This window comes from Pedomonas sp., from assembly GCF_036515995.1.
Taxonomy (GTDB): domain Bacteria; phylum Pseudomonadota; class Alphaproteobacteria; order Sphingomonadales; family Sphingomonadaceae; genus Pedomonas.
In genome coordinates this window covers 11,969-28,677 of sequence record NZ_DATBUP010000221.1, presented here as the reverse complement: position 1 = coordinate 28,677, position 16,709 = coordinate 11,969, and the positions used below count along the sequence as shown (strand labels likewise).

Genomic DNA, 16,709 nt, shown 5'->3' with positions numbered 1-16,709 from the left:
GTCTGCGCCTCGGCGCTCCCGCCGCTCACCCTGGCACAGGATCTGCCTCAGACCGATCGTGCAGTTGATCCGTTCTGGGTGTCCCGCCAGTCGCTCGATTCTGATGCTGCAACGCTGAAACCCGGCTGCGGCTGGCTTCCGCCTGACTGGATGCCGAGCGATGCACTGCGTCGCGCCTTGCGTTCGCTGGCGCGCGCCGAAGCGCCGCTGTTGCTGGAATACGGATCCACACGTGGCTCATTGGCCCTGCGCCGTATCCTGATGAGCCGCTTTGCCGACGAGGGCATTGGCATTGCACCCGACCAGCTTCTGCTGAGTGCATCAGGTACGCAGGCAATTGACCTGATTTGCCGCTTCCTGCTGCGCCCGGGCGATACGGTCTTGGTGGATGATCCCTGTTATTTCAACTTTCGGGCCTTGCTGCGCGCTCATCAAGTGAAGGTCGTCAGCATCCCCTACACGCCATCGGGACCGGACATCGTACCCTTTGAGGTGACCGTCGCTACCGAGCGGCCTCGCCTCTACATCACGAATTCGGCGCTGCACAACCCGACGGGCGCGACGCTATCGGCCCAGACAGCCCACCGCCTTCTCAATATCGCCGCCGCACATGATCTGACAATTGTGGAGGATGACATCTTTGCCGACTTCGAGCCCGAGCCATCGGTTCGGCTTGCGGCTCTTGACGGGCTCAAGCGGGTCATCCGGATCGGCAGCTTCTCCAAGACGCTCTCCGCCTCGGTGCGATGCGGCTACATCGCCGCCCGCTCCGACTGGATCGTGGACCTCGTTGATCTTCAGATCGCCACCAGCTTTGGCGGTCCAACGCCGATCGCTGCGGACCTGATCGCCACTGTTCTGACCAGCGGAGGCTATCGCAAGCATATGGAAGATGTACGGCGGCGTCTGGCGCGAGCGCGTCGCGAGGCTTCAGAAAAACTGGCGCGGATCGGCATTGAACCTTGGCTGATGCCGCGGGGCGGCTTCTACCTCTGGTGCCGCCTGCCGGATGGCTGTGATTCTGCCAATGTCGCACGCGCAGCGCGTCAGCACGGTGTCGTGCTTGCACCGGGCAACGTGTTCAGTGCGGCGCAGTCCGCAGGCGCCTTCATGCGCTTCAACGTTGCGCACTGCAGTCACCCCGACATCCTACCGGTCCTCAAGGACGCCATCACAATCGCAAGGCGGACCTGATCCCTGAACTGCGTGCCTATTCCAACGCCGTTGGGGACACTGCCGGCAGTCATTCTTGAAGCAGCTCCTCGGACCCGATCCATTGGGCCACTGCCTAACCGTTGAATTGAAGCGTGCAAGGCAAAAGCCAGCAGACCCGGCCCGCCTCAACGGGCGCTTTGAGCCTGCGGTGGCGCATTCTGCCTGCAAAGACGCTGCTGACATTAATCGGACTTTCGCTGAAGCGCTTGTAGTCCAGCAGACGATGACTGGAATTGCATATGACCTGTCGGAGCCCTATATGGATAGCGGTGCACGGACCGCTTTGCACCTGCGCGAGCGCCCCCGCTGCCTTCCTCCTTTTAAAGCTTGATTACGCTGCTCCGGCAGCGCCCACCAGATTTGCGCGAAATCCAAACTCAAGCAAATCTCTCAAGATCCCTCATCCCTTCCTTCTGCTATACACGCCTCTTGGGTGAACCCTCTCTTGGATGCTGCAAGCGTTACGAACGCTAAGCTTGGCCTTGTTTGACCGGCTGCGGGCTTCCGGCGGGTTCGCCTCAAGCCGACAGACCTATTTTTCTGCGCCAAGGGTGGCCAGAATACACCTCTGTTAGAGGGGGGGCTTCCAGATGCCGCTCGGGGGGCGCACACAGTCGGAGCTGATAAACTCCCAGATCTTCCGATTTACCCGCACGATGCTCGTCAGTTGCAGCAGCACGCTCGGCGGGCTCGCCGGTAAGGATGGCGCGGCTCTTTTGACATGCCGGGCAGCGCGGACAGCATAGGTGCCAATGGCAGGCGGCCCGGTTGGCTCAAGGAAGCCTAGCCCAGGGCACTCCCCTGCCCTCTGCCCCAGCGTTGCCTCAAGGAGGGCTGCAAACGCTCCCTGATGCCTCTACGCGGTTCTTACGGGTCATGTTTGTCCGCGATGCCTCAGGCGTACAGCCCGTGCCCTTCATGGGCGGGAAGCTCGAGCACAAGCCAAGGGGCCTTAAACAAAGACCTGGCAGGCATACGCGGCAACATCATCCAGCGTTCCAGCTATAGACGCTTCGCTGCGCCTTTTAGCCTTGTTGGCCTGTCGCAGCGCCGTACTCCAGAGCGTGGCCCCGATCGTCATCTTCAGGCGCAAGACTGGCGATCGGCCCAGAACTCCTCGTAGCATTCGGCACCTGCAGGCAATTGAAGAGGCCACTTCTTGCGAGGATCCGGGCTTGCCTCGCCTGGGAGACGACAGAGAGGCCAGATCAGACCGGCGCCTGCGGCTGCCTTCGGCATGACGGGCCCCTGTTGGTCTATGCGAGCTGTGCGCCGGTGGAGCAGTGGTCATAGGGCAGAAACCGGCTGATCTCGATCACACCTGCGATCGTTCAAGCGACCCGCCATATGGGGATCGTGCCGCCGCGGCTCTGGCCCAAGGCTGGGCGCAGCTCAAGGACAGATCGGGTTCAGGACAAGCAGGACATGCCCGTCGATGTGCTTTTGCTATCTGAACAGGATGTCGCTGGTCCGATCCAGTCGCTTCAGAGACCGAACAGTATTCTTCTTGCATGAGGGTCCGCCGGAGCGAAGGAGAGCGACCGGCCAAGAGCGCTCCCCGTCCCCGTCAGTTAGCTGTCCTTGGCTGGTCCTCGGCGATGGAATGGCTGTCCGGTGACTGGCCCAGCCCGGCGAAGGGTGACCTCTGGCAGTTCTCCCCTGCCTTTGTTTGTGGGGCATTTGCAGCCGAGCGGATACGCTCCGCTGGAGCGCCTGTGCCTCCCGTGCGACGGCTGACGTTCAGGAGGGATGCAGTTGCCGCAGGAAAGACAGGCAAGCAAACGCTCGAGGTGACCAGCCCGGCAATGCTGCTTCCGCGATCCAATCACGTGTGCTCTGTGATCTCAACGGGCGCTGGGGTTTATCACTGGCATGGCTGTTCCCATCGGCCGCCGATGCCCGGTTCTGCACACGACCAGTTGCAGCCAAATTTCCAATGCCATTAAGTGATAAACATCCGGACGGCCAACGGCCGCAGTTAGAGATTTAGAATCTTATTTTAAGAAGTTAGACAGCAAGCGATCCAGCGAAACGGGCCCAAGACCTAGGAGTCGCAGGAATGTGGCGTTCCTGGAGTAACGTTGAATCGTTCCTAAAGTCCCGTCGCTGCGTTCCTGAAGTCCCGTTCAGGCGTTCCTGTTATACCGTTGGCGTTCCCATTGTACCGTCGCTTGTGTGGATAACGTCTCGCTGAGACCGGCCTGGAGCACCAGATCCTGCCGTAAGGGGGGCATTATTGGCTACCGACCCCTCCTTTTGCATTCCTGAAATACCGTGTTTCAGCAGATTCGGCTTGCTGCAGGGGCTGCACGACTAACACGGTATTCCAGGAACGCTGGCCGGGGCGATGGTATGCCCGAATTCCCAATCTTGGTTGCCTTTTGCCTCAAGCTGGCTGGCCTTCCGTTTGAGCCTGAAGTTTCCTGCTGGAAACTGGCGAGGTAAGCCCCTGAAAACTCAGCGGGAATTGGTATTTTTTTAAGCGAGTTTCTGTCGCTCGGCCGAGCTCTTGTCACCGCCTCGATGGGCACCTGCCGCAGACCTGCGTTCTTTAAGTACCGTGTCAGCACATCAGTGGTGGTCAAACCCTACACTACGAGCACGTGAGATTAAGAACGCGGCAAATATGGCAGGTCTTGTACCGCTCACCGCTGTTCCGGAGGCAAACAAGCCATTTGCTGGCATCTCCGCCAAGGCAGGGCCGCTGCCTGTATAGCAGCTGCTGGCCATGTTTGCCCGGGGGACAGGGTGCGGTAAGCGCAGCAGAGCCGGCCGGCGGAGAGGAGCTTTAACGCCGCCAAACCGGCGATCTGCCACAGTTTTCAGGCATTCACGATGGCTGATCATGCCTTTAGCCAGTCCGTCTATCACATCTGAGAATAGCACTGCGGCTCGCTTGCCCAGCCGGGCTCAGAAGCGCTGTAGAGACAAGCTATGATCTGCAGGCCTTGAAAGGGCAGGGGGAGCTGTCGCTGCGCGAAAAGGGGATCAGGCGCGCTGATGGAAGTGGAGCCCCTGTTGGCAACTGCCGAATGGCCTTTGATGTCTGACCTGAGACTGGCTGATGCGCAAGGCACGTTATTTTGAGAACGCCGTCTCTGTCAGCCAAATGCATGGCATGGGCGAGGTTTGGTTGGCTGAGAGCAGGGGAAGCGTGAGAACCTTGCCGTTCTCAAAGTAACGTCGACAAGGCAGAGCCCGGATGGACGGGCAAGAGCCGGGGGGGCCGAGACAGACTTAGGCCAGTCCGAGCGTATACTTGTTCTTCTCGTAGTACAGGCGTACCCAGCCGGCAAAAGCGGTCTGGTAGTTTCTTGGCTTGCGGGTCGGCTCGGCTGCGAGCCAGACATCGAACTGGCTCTGAAGGTTGGCCAGATCAAGGCCCGGGCAATCTTCGCGCAGCGACGCCAATGTCGCCTCGGAGATCGCCGTTCTCGCTGAGCCCGACGGGGAGGGGAGGGGCGCACTCTTCTTCGTCGAACGCGCAGGCGTGCTCGAAGGACCAGACCTGGCGACGAAGTCGCGGTGGATCATGCGCAGGATCGGCTCGTCATTCTGGCGGGACTGGGAGGCCTCGATCTCCAGATGAAATGAAGGCAGGCTGTTGGCCTTGGCAATCTTCAGGATCTCGAACTTGAACTTGCGGTAGAGACCTTCCGCTCCGCTCTTGTCGAAGAGCGTCGGCAATGAGATTGCAAACCCGTTCGGTTGTCGGCCTGCATGCTTGCGGGCTGTCCGGTAAAGCCAGCGTTCCCGGCCGCCCGTAATCTCGAAATACTCGGGGTCGATCGCAAGCGCGGCGCCATCCGCCAGCACGCCATCATAGAACCATTTGGCGACGGTGACCTGAAGTCCGAGGGGGCGCTGCGTGCGCGTACAGGTGATCTGCTCGAAACTGTCTAGCCAGGAGAAGGTCGCCTCCCGGCGGGTGCTTGCCCGGATGTTTGTTTTGACAGTGGTGCTCTGGAGCCGATCAAATGCCTGCATCAGCAACTGATAGTCGCGCCCTGCAACACCCCGGCGAATTGTCTTGAGCAGATCATAGGGCTTGATATTCAGCGTCTGCGGAATATCGTTCACGCCGCGCCGCTTGAGCTCCATTAGGTAGCTGCCCAGATAGATCAGGATATCGGCATCATAGATCGTGGCCATGCCATAGAGCGGATTGGCGGACACATGCACCCAAACCGTTCCGTCCGGGCTCTTGTAGTCGATCGGCTTGATTCTCTTCTTCTTTGCGAGGCTGAAGAAGGGGCGCTCCATCATGTCCCGCTGATCCCGCAGCAGCATGTCGCTGAGCTGGGTCAGGAATAGATCCTCTTGGTCCGGGTAAGGGGACGGATCATCTGTCATGGTGGGCCCAACCTCTTGGCCTGTCAAAAGTTTCCTGTTGGAAACTTCGGCTTAACTTATTGAATTTCCTCTAGTTTTTCACATTTTTACGTTTGCTGTTCATTCGGGCCAGCGCAAGCTGCTCCCTCAGTTTCTCGACCACCTCCTCCTCCGAGGCACCGCTGTCGGCAAAGACCTTCAGGGTGAGGAACTGGGCAGTGTCCTGAACAATCGCCAGCAGCGGCTTGCCGCTCGAGGCGTAGACGGGAACACGCGCCTTGGCCGTCCGGCCGCGACGTTCCTCCGTGCTCTTCTTAAGGCGCCGCGTAACCGTGACAGCATCGAGCAGCGACTGCCCGGCTTCGCGGCTGGACTGTTGCTGGGCAGCGATCGCCTCGGCTTCCGCAAGGAGCCCGTCCTTCTTCTTCGGGTCGCTCAGAAGCAGGCTCAGCTCATAGCCGGTATTGACACTGATCGCCGACAGGGTGGGGTAGGCCTTCAGGACCGTATCGGGCAATTCGGCGAGCTTGAGGAGCTTGGACAGCCAGCCCTTGGACAGGCGGAGCCGGTCCGCAAGGCGCTGCTGGCTCCCGCCATAGTAGAGATCGATGGCCGCCGCATAATTGCGGGCCTTCTCGACGTCGCTCAGATCATTGCGGCCGCGGTTCTCCTGGTCGGCGAGCCGAAAGGCGGCCTCATCGTCCAGTCGCTGGACCTCGACCAGAAACTTGAATTCCGGATAGCTGTGAGAGCGCAGCCAGGACACTGCGAAATGGCGACGGATGCCAGCAATGACCTCATAGCGGTATTTGTCGTCGCCTTCGACGGGCCGCACGATCGCGGGCACCTTCTGTCCGCCTTCGGCGAGCATGGCATCAATGAGGTCCCGGCAGGTGTCCTCACTCAGCGCTGACACCATGCGTCCGTTGCCAGCCCACGGACGGCAGATGGCCGGGTCGATGGCCAGCTGACGGACAACGGTGACCTGGCTTTCGGCAAGCTGGTCGATCTTGTCGAGCCTGTTGGCATAGGCGGAAATGACGGGTGCCCCGACAGGTGCGGCGCTGGGAGCCGGTGCATCGGTACCGCCTGCATGCTGCAGGCGCTGACCGGCATCAGCGAACAGGTTCTTGCGCTTCATGCCACCTCTCCAAGCGCCTCAGCGGTGCTGGGCCAGGACCGCCGGATCAGGGTCTCGATCTCTCCGAACAATGACTCAAGGTTGGCCCGGCATCGCTTCAGGGTGTCGCGGTGGACAACGGCTTCGGCCAGTTCATAGATGGAGTGCCCGATCTGGAGGGCGCCGCTGATGGCGGCGCTCTCGAGGAAGGGCTCTTCGATGAAATCAAGCGGCATCTGCTTGTAATAGAACTCGCGAAAGCCGCTCTGCAGAGTGTCCCGATTGTTATACCGGGTCGTGATGTACTTGATGAACTTGTAGTCGATATCGAAATCCGCGCCGGCGTCGCGGCGGGAATTTTCCAGCTGCGTCACGATGCCAGCGATCATGCCCATGTAGTCTTCAGACGACTTGGCATCGACCCAGTTGGGCGGCATTGGCACCAGCAGAGCGTTGGCTGTCTGAAGCACCGCCAAGCCGACCTGGTTGAGTGCAGGCGGGGAATCGATCAGGACGACGTCATAGGCCTGGGCAACCTCGTTGACGGCATGCCGCAGCCGGCGGATGGAGTCGGCAACGCCCGTCAGGCCGGACATGATGAGATCGTACTCTGTGTTGAAGAGTTCGACGCACGCCGGGATAATGTCGACGTTGGGCCAGGCTGTGTTGCAGATGGCGTAATGGAGCGAGGGCTCGGGGTTCTCGCGGTCGAGGAACGGCGAGAGGGTGCGATCGCTCTCGAAATCGATGCCGTACTTGAGGCCGTTGAGGGCCGACTGGGACCCCTGCGCGTCCGCGTCCATGATGAGGACGCGATAGCCCTTCAGGGCAAGGTAATGGGCCAGGTGCAGCGTCAGCGTGCTTTTGCCGACCCCACCCTTGAAGTTGTAAACTGCCATGATGACCGGCTCATCGGTCTCGGTCCGCCAGGGCAGGGTGCCGAAATGCTGGCGCATGCGCTGCAGGTCGGCCACAGTATAGCCAAGCCGCCGGCCATTGGCGCCGATCTCGGGGGCGGGAAGGCGGCCGTCCTTCTCGGCGGTCCGGATGCTCTCGTCGGACCGGCCAACCAGGACCGCGGCCTCCTTCATGCCGAACCTGATCTTGAGCTCCTTGGTCAGCGTGGGAGCAAGGGCCGTTTCCTGTACGGCGCGGTTTGCATCCGCCAGCTTGCCGTGCATACGGACAGCATCTTGCAACGTGCGCTCAGACATGAATCACCCCCACGATTGGCCACGCCTATCTAGCTTGGGCATTTTGTCTTTGTCGAGGGGTAAAATGGCCAAGTATGCAAGAGGATCCCTGATATAGGCCAAAAAACGGAGGTTAAGTGGGATTTGGCCAAAAACTTCCTGCAGGCCCTCACGTGGCCTAAAGTGGGCCGGAGCCCCGAATAAGCCCATGGGCGTCGGATCCAGACGGGTATAGCCCGCCGACCAATGGCGCTGCAGCCCGGCCTCAGGTGCAATGCAGGGGGCCTTGTTGCAAGCAGAATAAGGCCGTGAGTTCGCAGGATGTCGCTTGCCCGGCAGTGCTGTCATTGCTCCGGAGGCGCTTCGAGAGGTTCCGTTGATGGCAAGAGCTGCACAGACTGGTCTACAGCGTCGGACGTTCGGCGCTGACGGATGGCTGCCCTCCTGCCGACGGCGCCGGACGCTCTGAGCGTCCGGCTGGATCCGTTCAGTTCACGCGCACGAGTTTGCCGGGCAGCTGGCCCGTCGGCGCGCCGTCCTCGTAGACGATCTGGCCGCCGACCATGGTTACATCATAGCCGCTCGCCTTCTGAAGCAACCGGCGGCCGCCTGCGGGCATGTCGTAGTGCACCTCCGGTCGCAAAAGGCTCAGCCGATCAAGGTCGATCACGTTGATGTCGGCCCGCAGGCCCGGCGCCAGTACGCCGCGGTCCTTGAGGCCGAGGATGCGCGCGGTCGCCTGAGTCAGGCGATGGACCACATCCGGGATCGACTTGCGGTCGCGCTTGCGGTCCCGCGCCCAGTGCGTCAGCGCAAAGGTCGAATAGCTGGCATCGCAGATGGTGCCGACGTGGGCGCCGCCGTCGCCGAGCCCCAGAACCACATCGGGATGCGAGAGGATCTGGCCGACGGCATCGAGCTTGCCCTCGGCAAAGTTGGCCATTGCAAGGTAAAGCTTCCCGCCGCTCTCGCCTTCAATGAGGAGTTCGTAGGCGAATGCCTCCGGCGTCATGCCGGCGGCCCTGGCGCGGGCGGCAATGCTGAGCTCGGGAGGTTGCTCGTAATCTGGCGTGTCCCCAAGCAGGAACATATGCTCGAAGTCGCGCACGACGCGCCCCAGGACAAGCGCCGGATCCGGGTCCATCGGCTCGGCCAGGATCGCGTCCCGCACCTCGGGCTTGCGCAGCTCCCGCAGCCGCGCCGCAAGGGGCAGGCTGGCCAGCCTCTGGTAGGTCGCCGTCGTGTAGAACGGATTGAGGGTGAGCTCGAACCCGAGGATCATCCCGATGCCGCGCGGCATCAGCTGACCTTTCATGACAACGCCCGCCTCATTGGCAGCGGAGAGCTCCTCAAGCAGGCTCGGGTACCGGAACGGCCCGGTGTTGCCCGTCCCGATCGGGAAGGTGAGGGGGCGTCCCGCGGTTTCTGCGAGTTCGCGTAGCGGCGCCAGACTGGCCGTGGGCAGGTGCAGGTCTTCGACGATCTGGAAGACGCCTTTGCCCTTCTCCCGGAGCACGCGCGCGAATGCCAGCAGCTCGGCCTGGGCCACGTCATAGGTCGGGGTCGCCCGGCCGTCGCTGGAGCGGTGGAAGAGGCTGCGGGACGTGGCGATGCCCGCCGCTCCCAGATCAAGGGCCTCGCCAAGAAGGCGGCACATCTCGCCGATATCGGCCTCGGTTGCAGGCTCGCGGTTGGCGCCCCTCTCGCCCATGACATAGACCCGCAAGGGGGCGTGAGGGACATAGGAGACCACATCGATGTCGAAGGATCGCGAGGCCAGGTAATCCAGGTATTCCGGAAATGTCTGCCAGGTCCACGGCAGACCGGCGGTAAGCACCGGGTGAGGAATGTCTTCAACACCTTCCATAAGGCGCACCAGTCCCTCGCGGGAGGCTTCGTCGCGCCGGCAGGGAGCAAAGCCGACGCCGCAATTGCCGATCACCGCTGTTGTGACGCCATGGTAGGAGGAGGGCGCCAGCCGGTTGTCCCAGGTGACCTGCCCGTCATAATGGGTGTGGATGTCGACAAAACCGGGCGTGACCAGCCGGCCTTGCGCATCGATTTCCGAGCGGCCGGCGGCCAGACCCTGGCCGATGTCGGCGATCCGGCCATCCTTGATCGCAACATCGGCCACGAACGGCTCGCCGCCGGTGCCGTCAACGATCGTGCCGCCGCGAATAACTGTGTCGAACTGGCTCATGCCGGCACCTCCTGCGTGTAGACGCGGCCCATGGCGACATGGCCCTTGATCGTCGTGCGATGAACGATGCGGATCTGATCGACCGGATGGCCCATTGCCGCGTGCATGGTGCGCCGGTTGTCCCACAGCACCATATCATTGTTCTCCCACTCGTGGATGTACTGAAAGCGGGGGTCGAGGGCGTGCTCGATCAAACGGCGGATCAGGGCGTCGCCCTTCTCGTTGCGCTGCCCGATAACATAGTCGATGTTCAGCGTGCTGATGTTGAGGATCTTGCGCCCAGTCTCGGGGTGAGTCCACACCAAGGGATTGGCGATTGGCGGGAAGTCGGGATAGCCCTCCTTGCGGGGGCTGAGACGCTTGCCGCCGGGATTATTGAAGCGCATCTCCTCGAGGCCGGGCCGGAACAGATAGACGGCTTCCAGATCGGCGATCTCTGCCTTGGTGGTCTCATCCAGCGCGTCATAGGCAGCAGCCGTATCGAGCCAGCCCGTCTGGCCGCCGTCCTGGACCTTGCGCACCATCCGCAGGAGCGCGCCGGCGTTGGGCGTCGTCGCAAAGGCCAGATCCGTGTGCCAGGGGATGCGCTGGGTAATGGGGATGCCATCGAACTCATAGACCGGCCCCATGGGGCCGTTCTCGTTCGACAGCAGGATCAGGTCCGGGCATTCCGGCAGGCGGAACTTCTCGATCGGGTGAGGCTCGAGTTCACCGAAGCAACGGCTCAGCTTGAGCTGCACCTCCGGGGACGTTCCCTGGCCGCGGAACACCAGAACGCCGTGTTCCAGCCAGGCCGCCTTCAGGGCCGCAGCGGTTTGCGGATCGATGCCGCTCTCGATATCGAGGCCGACCACCTCTTTGCCAAATCCAGCGCTGAGAGGGCGAAGGTCGAATGTCATGGCATCACTTTCTCATCTCGATTGCCGATTGGACCGATGAGATCATCCGCAGCGGCAAGGCACATCATGCAGATGCATGAACAACGCCGCGACAACCAAAAAATATGCGGTCAGGCAGCACTGGCCGCTGGCGCCGTCATCCGTTTGCGTGATGTGAGCCGGCCGCTCCCGCCGCATCATCGGAAGGAGACGAGGCCGGACCGAGGCGCATTTTGACCGAAATTCCGCAGCCATGGCGGCTGCAGCCCGGGACGCGATATTCAGAAATGACAGAGGGGGAGACAGACGATGACCGAGGCCGTAAATGGCGGCGAGGCTGTTGTTGCAGCACTTGAGGCGCTTGGCGTCCAATGTGTTTTCGGTGTGCCAAGCCAGCAGAACCTCAGGCTTTATGAGGCGCTGTCGCGCTCGGAGAAGATTCGTGTCATCGGTGCCCGGCATGAGGCAGGCGCCGTCCACGCGGCCGATGGCTATGCTCGGGCGACCGGTCGTCTTGGCGTTGCCATCGCCAGTACGGGACCGGGCACGGCCAACGCGGTCAACGGTCTGTATGAGGCGGGCTTTGCCTCCTCGCCGGTGTTGCTGGTCACGACCCAGGTCGATCGGGTGCATCTCGGCCGGGACAAGGGCTTCATCCATGACGCCGAGGGTCAGTTTGCCATGCTCCAGAGCGTCACCCGTCGAACCGAGCGGGTCCTCAATGCCGATGACCTCTACGATACGATTATAAGGCTCGGCCGCGACATCCTGAGCGGGCGGCCGCAGCCGGGCGCCGTCGAGATTCCAACGGATCTGCTCGGTGAGCCGGCACCGGCCAGTTTTCCGGCGCCGCGTCCCGTTGCCCCCGTCGTCCCGAGCGCCGAGGCGGTCAACAAGGCCGCGGCGCTGATCGGCGCTGCCCGTCGTCCCCTTCTCTGGCTGGGCGGCGGCTGCGTGCGCAGCGGCTCGGAAGAGGCCGTCCGCGCATTCGCCGAGCATCTGGGGGCCCCGGTCGTCACAACGCCCAACGGCCGCAGCGCGCTTCCGACAGATCACGAGCTCGTGGTCGGCAGTGCAACCCATTACCCGGCCTTCAGGAGACTGCTGGAGGAGGCTGATCTTGTCCTGGCGATCGGGACACGCTTCCAGGCGGTGCCATCCGGCTTCTGGTCCCTGCCGCTTGGCAGGAACCTGGTGCAGGTTGATATCGATCCGTCCATGATCGGCCGCAACTACCCGGCTGCCGCCGGGATTGTCGGGGACGCTGCAAAGGCCATGGACGCGCTGCGCGCCGCCCTGCCGGCAGGTTCGCCCGAGCCGGCATTCCTGCACCTGGCGCGAGAGGTTGGTCGGGAAATGCTCGAGGATTCGGCCCGGCGCATCGGGGACAAGCATGTGCGTCTCTGCGAGGTTCTTGATGAGGCGCTGCCTGAGGAGCGGATCATTGTCTGCGATGCAACGATGGTCGCCAACACCTGGGGCACGTACCGCCTGCCGGTGCGCACCTTTCGCGGCTTCACCTACATCACCAGCCTTGCGATCGGTCCGGCCCTGCCCCTTGCCATCGGTGCGGCCGTCGGGACGGGCCGCCGCACGGTTGCGATCCATGGCGATGGCGGCGTCATGCTCAATCTGGGCGAGATGGCGACTGCAGTTGAAGTCAATGCGCCCCTGACCCTGCTGGTCTTCAACAACCAGGGCTATGGTGTCCTCAAGATGCTCCAGAAAAGTGTGGGCGTTGCGCCGCACGCCGTTGACCTGCACACCCCGGACTTTGTCGGCATCGGTCGGGCCATGGGCATGCCGGCGGAGCGTGTCGCGACCCCGGAGGGCTTCCGCGACGCACTTGGGCGTGCGGCAGCGATTGACGGGCCGTGCCTGATCGAGGTCGACCTGTCCGACATGGAACTCCTGACCCTGTGAGCGGGCCGGTCAAGATTGCCGGGCGTTCCTATAAATGGATCATCCTTGGCGTAGTGTTCCTGGCGCAGATGCTGGCGATCGGGAGCACCAGTTTTGGCTTCGGCCTGTTCGTCAAACCAATAACCTCCGAGTTCGGTGTGGCCCGCAGCACCGTCAACCTGGGCATCATGCTCCTGGTTGTGGGCATGGCGGTCGCCTCACCATTTATCGAACGGGCGCTTGATCGCTTCCCGGCACGCTGGATCATGCTGGCCGGCGCGCTCCTGTTTGGGGCAGGCGCGCTCATCGCCGCCCAGGCCAAAGCGCTCTGGGTCTTGGCGGCGGCGCTGTTCCTGCCCCTTGCCTTTGGCAGCGCTATGCTGGGGCCGCTGCCCGGCTCGACGCTGGTGGCGCGCTGGTTCGACGAGAACCGTGGCCGCGCACTGGGAATCGCGGCCATATCCATGTCGGTTGGGGGAATGGTCATGGTGCCGGCCATGGCGTACCTGATCGAGGAGTGGGGGTGGCGCCGGGCGGTCGAGGCCACCGGGCTCGTCGTTGCCGGTGTCGTTGCCCTGCTGGCAGTGGTGGCCGTGCGGGAGCGCGCCCGGCCTGATGCCAGCGTCAGTGCAGCCACGGCCATTCCGTCGGCCACATGGACAACCGCGACGTTGCTGCGCACGCGCGACTTCTGGCTCCTGGTCTTGGCCGTTGGTCTGATGCTGGCCATAAGCCAGGGGCTTTTGAGCTCTCTGGTCGCCTACGGTACGGATCGCGGCTTTTCAGCGGCGCAGGCCGCAGCTTTGGTCACGGCGGTCTCGGCGTCGTCGATCGCAGGCAAGCTCGTGATCGGCTATCTTGCGGATCTGGTCGACAAGCGCCTGCTTCTAGCGCTGGTGGCCCTCTTGGCGGAAGTGTTTCTGGCGCTGCTGCTCTGGGCTCCGTCCTATCCGGTTCTGATCAGCGGGTGCTTTGCCGCAGGGGCCGCGATTGGCGGCACCTCGCCGGTCTGGACGTCGCTCATCTCCAGCCGCTTTGGGGTCGCCTCGTTCGGGACGGTCATGGGCCTGATGGTGCCGGTGCAAATGCCGCTCCTGCTTGGCGCGATTTTTCTCATTGGCAACAGCTATGACCGCACCGGCAGCTATCAGGAGGCGTTCTTGATCTACATCGGGCTTGGCCTGGTGGCACTGATGGCCGCTCTTACAATCGGAAGGCCAGGCCACAAGCAACTGTAGATCTGGTCTCTCGTATTTTTAAAAGCCAGCCCTTGGCCTGAACGCCAAGGGCTGGCTTTTGTTTATTCAGGATGCATGGCCGAACAGGCACGGGCCCGTTTTATAAAGGTCCAGGTTCACCTCGGTCCGGGCTTTAGCGGACCGCTTGAGAGACGAACGGATTATGCAAAAAAATGCCGGGTACGGCCGACTGGCCATACCCGGCATTCCTGCAGCCCTTACCTCGGTCAGCAAGGGAGGCAGCGTTCGTGCCACTTCCAGGGTCAGAAGTGGAATTTACCGGAAATTCCATACATGCGAGGCTCGCCATAAAGGGCCGTCTCGAAGCCCATCGGGGTCGCCATTGGGAACCCGCCCAGAATATATTTTTTGTTGGTCAGGTTGGTGCCGAAGATGGCCACGTCCAGGCCCGTCTCGGCAATATTATTGAACTCGATCCGCCCATTGAGCAGGCCATAGCTCGGATAGGTGGTCACAACGGCAGGGTTGACTTCATTGGTATTGGTCCGGCTCTGCCAGCTGTAATCCGCGCTAACGGCAAGGTCGCCGACGTCGTCCGCCAGGGGCACATCGAGCCGGGCGTTCAGGCCAAATTTCCACTTCGGCTGGAAGGCGGTCTGCCGGCCTTTGACGGCGCCAGTGCCCGGTACCGTCACATCGCTGCTGGCATCAAGATAGGAGAAGAAGCCGCCGATCGAGAGGGTATCTGTTGGCTGCAGCGTGCCTTCAAACTCAATGCCCTTGTTCGTGGCCTTTGCCGCATTCTGGACAACCGAGACGATGGCAACATTGGGGATGACCACCGGCGATGAGATCTGGATATCCTTGTATTTGTCGAGGAAGACCGAGAGGTTGGTGCGCAGCGGCATGCCGATGTCCCAGTCAGCCTTGAGGCCGATTTCGAACTCATCCACATATTCCGGGTCGAAGGACGTGAACTCAGGGGTCGGCGCTGGCAGGTTGACGCCGCCGCTCTTGTAGCCGTGGCGGTAGGAGATGTAGGTCAACGCCCGGTCGCTGAAGCTATACTGCAGGGTGGCGTCATAGGTCGGCGCCTTGAAATTGCCTTTGGCCGAGAAGGGGCACATGATGGGGCCGACGCCCGGCGGAACTTGCTGGGTGCACTGGCCTGCAGCATTGAAAACGCTGATGCTGGCCCGGCGCTTGTCCCAGGTATGACGGAAGCCGCCGCTCAATTGCCATTGATCGGACAGCTCCAGTTCTGCGTGCGCGAAGACCGCATCGCTGCGATCATGACTGTCGAGATGGCGCACGGTCATGGTGCCAAAAAGGCTCTGGCGGATCTCCTGCGGGAAACCGGGTTTCGAGACTTCGTGGTAGAAACCCAGAATATAGCTCAGATTGAGTGCAGGGGCCTTGCCCTGGATCTGAAATTCTTCAGTGACCTGTTCCTGGCCATACTGCCAATCCCGGCCGGGCGGCGCGTTTTCAATCAGGAAGGTCTGTACGGGAGTGCCGTCATAATCGCTTGCCCGGTCCGTGCGGTTCTTGCGGAACGAGACGATGTTCTTGAGCGTCAGGGTGTCGCTCACATTCCAGACGGTCTTGTTGGTAACGCCGAAGGAGTAGCCGCGGTCATAAACGGCTGTCGGGATCATGGTTTTGCGGACACCCAAGGCCTGCTGCTGGCGCAGATAGGGCAGGAATGCCGCAGCCAGGGGGTGCTCGGGATTGACCGAGCGCAGGATGGCAGACGTGCCGCTTTGATCCCGCTCGGCACGATCGACAATCGTCAGGTTCTCGAAGTCGTCGAAGGGGGTGAACAGGACGGACGCACGGTAAGCGTGGTAGTTGCGCTCATCCAGAACCTGCCCGGTTATGATGCTCGTGGTGTAGCCGTCACGGGCCGAGGCCGTGCCGGCCAGGCGGATCGAGAGGATGTCCTGAACAAGGGGAATATTGAGCATGGCCTCAACATCCCGATAATCATAGTTGCCGATCGTCACCTTTACGGTTCCCTCGGCGTCAAAAGTCGGGCGCTTGGGCTCGAACAGGACGGCGCCGCCGGTAGTGTTGCGCCCGAACAGGGTGCCCTGCGGCCCTTTGAGAACCTGGACGTTGGCCAGGTCGTAAAAGGTGCCGGAGCCGGCGATGTCGGCAGGCACTTCTGCAAAATAGATTGCAACGCTGGTAAAATTCCGCTGACCGGTATTGAAGATGCCAGGGCCCTGGCCTCGAATGTAGAAGCTGGCCTCACCGCGGCGTTGACCGGAAATGTTGAGACCCGGCACGGCAACGCGCAGGTCCTCGACCGAGCGAATTCCTTTCTGCTCCAGCGCTTCAGGCGTTACGGCGCTGATTGCCACCGGCACGCTTTGCAAAGACTCCTCGCGCCGGCGCGCAGTGACGACAATATCCTGAAAATCACTGGCGCGGCTTGCGTGGTGCGTCTCCGGCTGTGCACTCGCACCTGTGACCGCCTGGTGCGCGGCGGCATGTGCCAGTGAAGAGCAGAGGCCGATCGTTGCTGTCGACAGAATTAAGCTGTGCTTCAACACTACTTTTTCCTCCCCAAAGGGCCAGCCGGCTGATCTTGCAGCCTGTTTTTGTTGGCCTGACGTTTCGTCCTGGCGAGGGTATGGCCCGGCTTGAACGCGGACATGATGCATA

Annotated in this window: 9 protein-coding genes; 3 read left to right on the top strand and 6 right to left on the bottom strand. The window is 61.9% G+C overall.

Annotation, left to right across the window (positions count from 1 at the left end; genetic code table 11):
* Positions 1 to 1,194 (top strand): PLP-dependent aminotransferase family protein (locus tag VIG90_RS16190; protein ID WP_331594556.1); only part of this gene is annotated, 1,194 nt, incomplete at its 5' end.
* A gap of 3,258 nt (positions 1,195 to 4,452) precedes the next feature.
* On the opposite strand, the gene VIG90_RS16185 is transcribed toward VIG90_RS16190, so the two are convergent.
* The 5 genes from VIG90_RS16185 to VIG90_RS16165 form a co-directional block, all read right to left on the bottom strand.
* Positions 4,453 to 5,568, bottom strand: a complete 1,116-nt coding sequence (locus VIG90_RS16185) for a replication initiator protein A (protein WP_331594555.1) — start codon at positions 5,566 to 5,568, stop codon at positions 4,453 to 4,455.
* A 70-nt stretch (positions 5,569 to 5,638) separates the two neighbouring features.
* Positions 5,639 to 6,688 (bottom strand): ParB/RepB/Spo0J family partition protein, encoded by a 1,050-nt coding sequence (locus tag VIG90_RS16180; RefSeq protein ID WP_331594554.1) that lies wholly within the window; start codon positions 6,686 to 6,688, stop codon positions 5,639 to 5,641.
* Positions 6,685 to 7,881: an AAA family ATPase gene (locus VIG90_RS16175; RefSeq protein WP_331594553.1), complete on the bottom strand. Its 1,197-nt coding sequence runs from the start codon at positions 7,879 to 7,881 to the stop codon at positions 6,685 to 6,687. The genes VIG90_RS16180 and VIG90_RS16175 overlap by 4 nt, the downstream gene beginning before the upstream one ends.
* Positions 7,882 to 8,347: 466 nt before the next feature.
* Complete coding sequence (locus VIG90_RS16170) at positions 8,348 to 10,060, bottom strand: N-acyl-D-amino-acid deacylase family protein (RefSeq protein WP_331594552.1); 1,713 nt, start codon at positions 10,058 to 10,060, stop codon at positions 8,348 to 8,350.
* Positions 10,057 to 10,959, bottom strand: a complete 903-nt coding sequence (locus tag VIG90_RS16165) for a TauD/TfdA family dioxygenase (RefSeq protein ID WP_331594551.1) — start codon at positions 10,957 to 10,959, stop codon at positions 10,057 to 10,059. Before VIG90_RS16165 ends, VIG90_RS16170 begins: the two co-directional genes overlap by 4 nt.
* Before the next feature lie 288 nt (positions 10,960 to 11,247).
* On the opposite strand from VIG90_RS16165, the gene VIG90_RS16160 reads away from it, so the two are divergent.
* Positions 11,248 to 12,861 carry a thiamine pyrophosphate-binding protein gene (locus VIG90_RS16160; RefSeq protein ID WP_331594550.1) on the top strand — a complete coding sequence of 538 codons (1,614 nt, stop codon included), beginning with the start codon at positions 11,248 to 11,250 and terminating at the stop codon, positions 12,859 to 12,861.
* On the top strand, positions 12,858 to 14,078 hold the full coding sequence (locus VIG90_RS16155) for an MFS transporter (RefSeq protein WP_331594549.1): 1,221 nt from the start codon (positions 12,858 to 12,860) through the stop codon (positions 14,076 to 14,078). Before VIG90_RS16160 ends, VIG90_RS16155 begins: the two co-directional genes overlap by 4 nt.
* 263 nt (positions 14,079 to 14,341) lie before the next feature.
* On the opposite strand, the gene VIG90_RS16150 is transcribed toward VIG90_RS16155, so the two are convergent.
* Positions 14,342 to 16,594, bottom strand: coding sequence for a TonB-dependent receptor (locus VIG90_RS16150; protein ID WP_331594548.1), 2,253 nt, complete (start codon positions 16,592 to 16,594; stop codon positions 14,342 to 14,344).
* Positions 16,595 to 16,709 lie beyond the last annotated feature (115 nt).

What these genes read in the sequence shown, in the direction of transcription:
- VIG90_RS16185 (WP_331594555.1), bottom strand. Translation starts at nt 5,568, where the DNA reads ATGACAGATGATCCGTCCCCTTACCCGGACCAAGAGGATCTATTCCTG.
- VIG90_RS16180 (WP_331594554.1), bottom strand. Translation starts at nt 6,688, where the DNA reads ATGAAGCGCAAGAACCTGTTCGCTGATGCCGGTCAGCGCCTGCAGCAT.
- VIG90_RS16175 (WP_331594553.1), bottom strand. Translation starts at nt 7,881, where the DNA reads ATGTCTGAGCGCACGTTGCAAGATGCTGTCCGTATGCACGGCAAGCTG.
- VIG90_RS16170 (WP_331594552.1), bottom strand. Translation starts at nt 10,060, where the DNA reads ATGAGCCAGTTCGACACAGTTATTCGCGGCGGCACGATCGTTGACGGC.
- VIG90_RS16165 (WP_331594551.1), bottom strand. Translation starts at nt 10,959, where the DNA reads ATGACATTCGACCTTCGCCCTCTCAGCGCTGGATTTGGCAAAGAGGTG.
- VIG90_RS16160 (WP_331594550.1), top strand. Translation starts at nt 11,248, where the DNA reads ATGACCGAGGCCGTAAATGGCGGCGAGGCTGTTGTTGCAGCACTTGAG.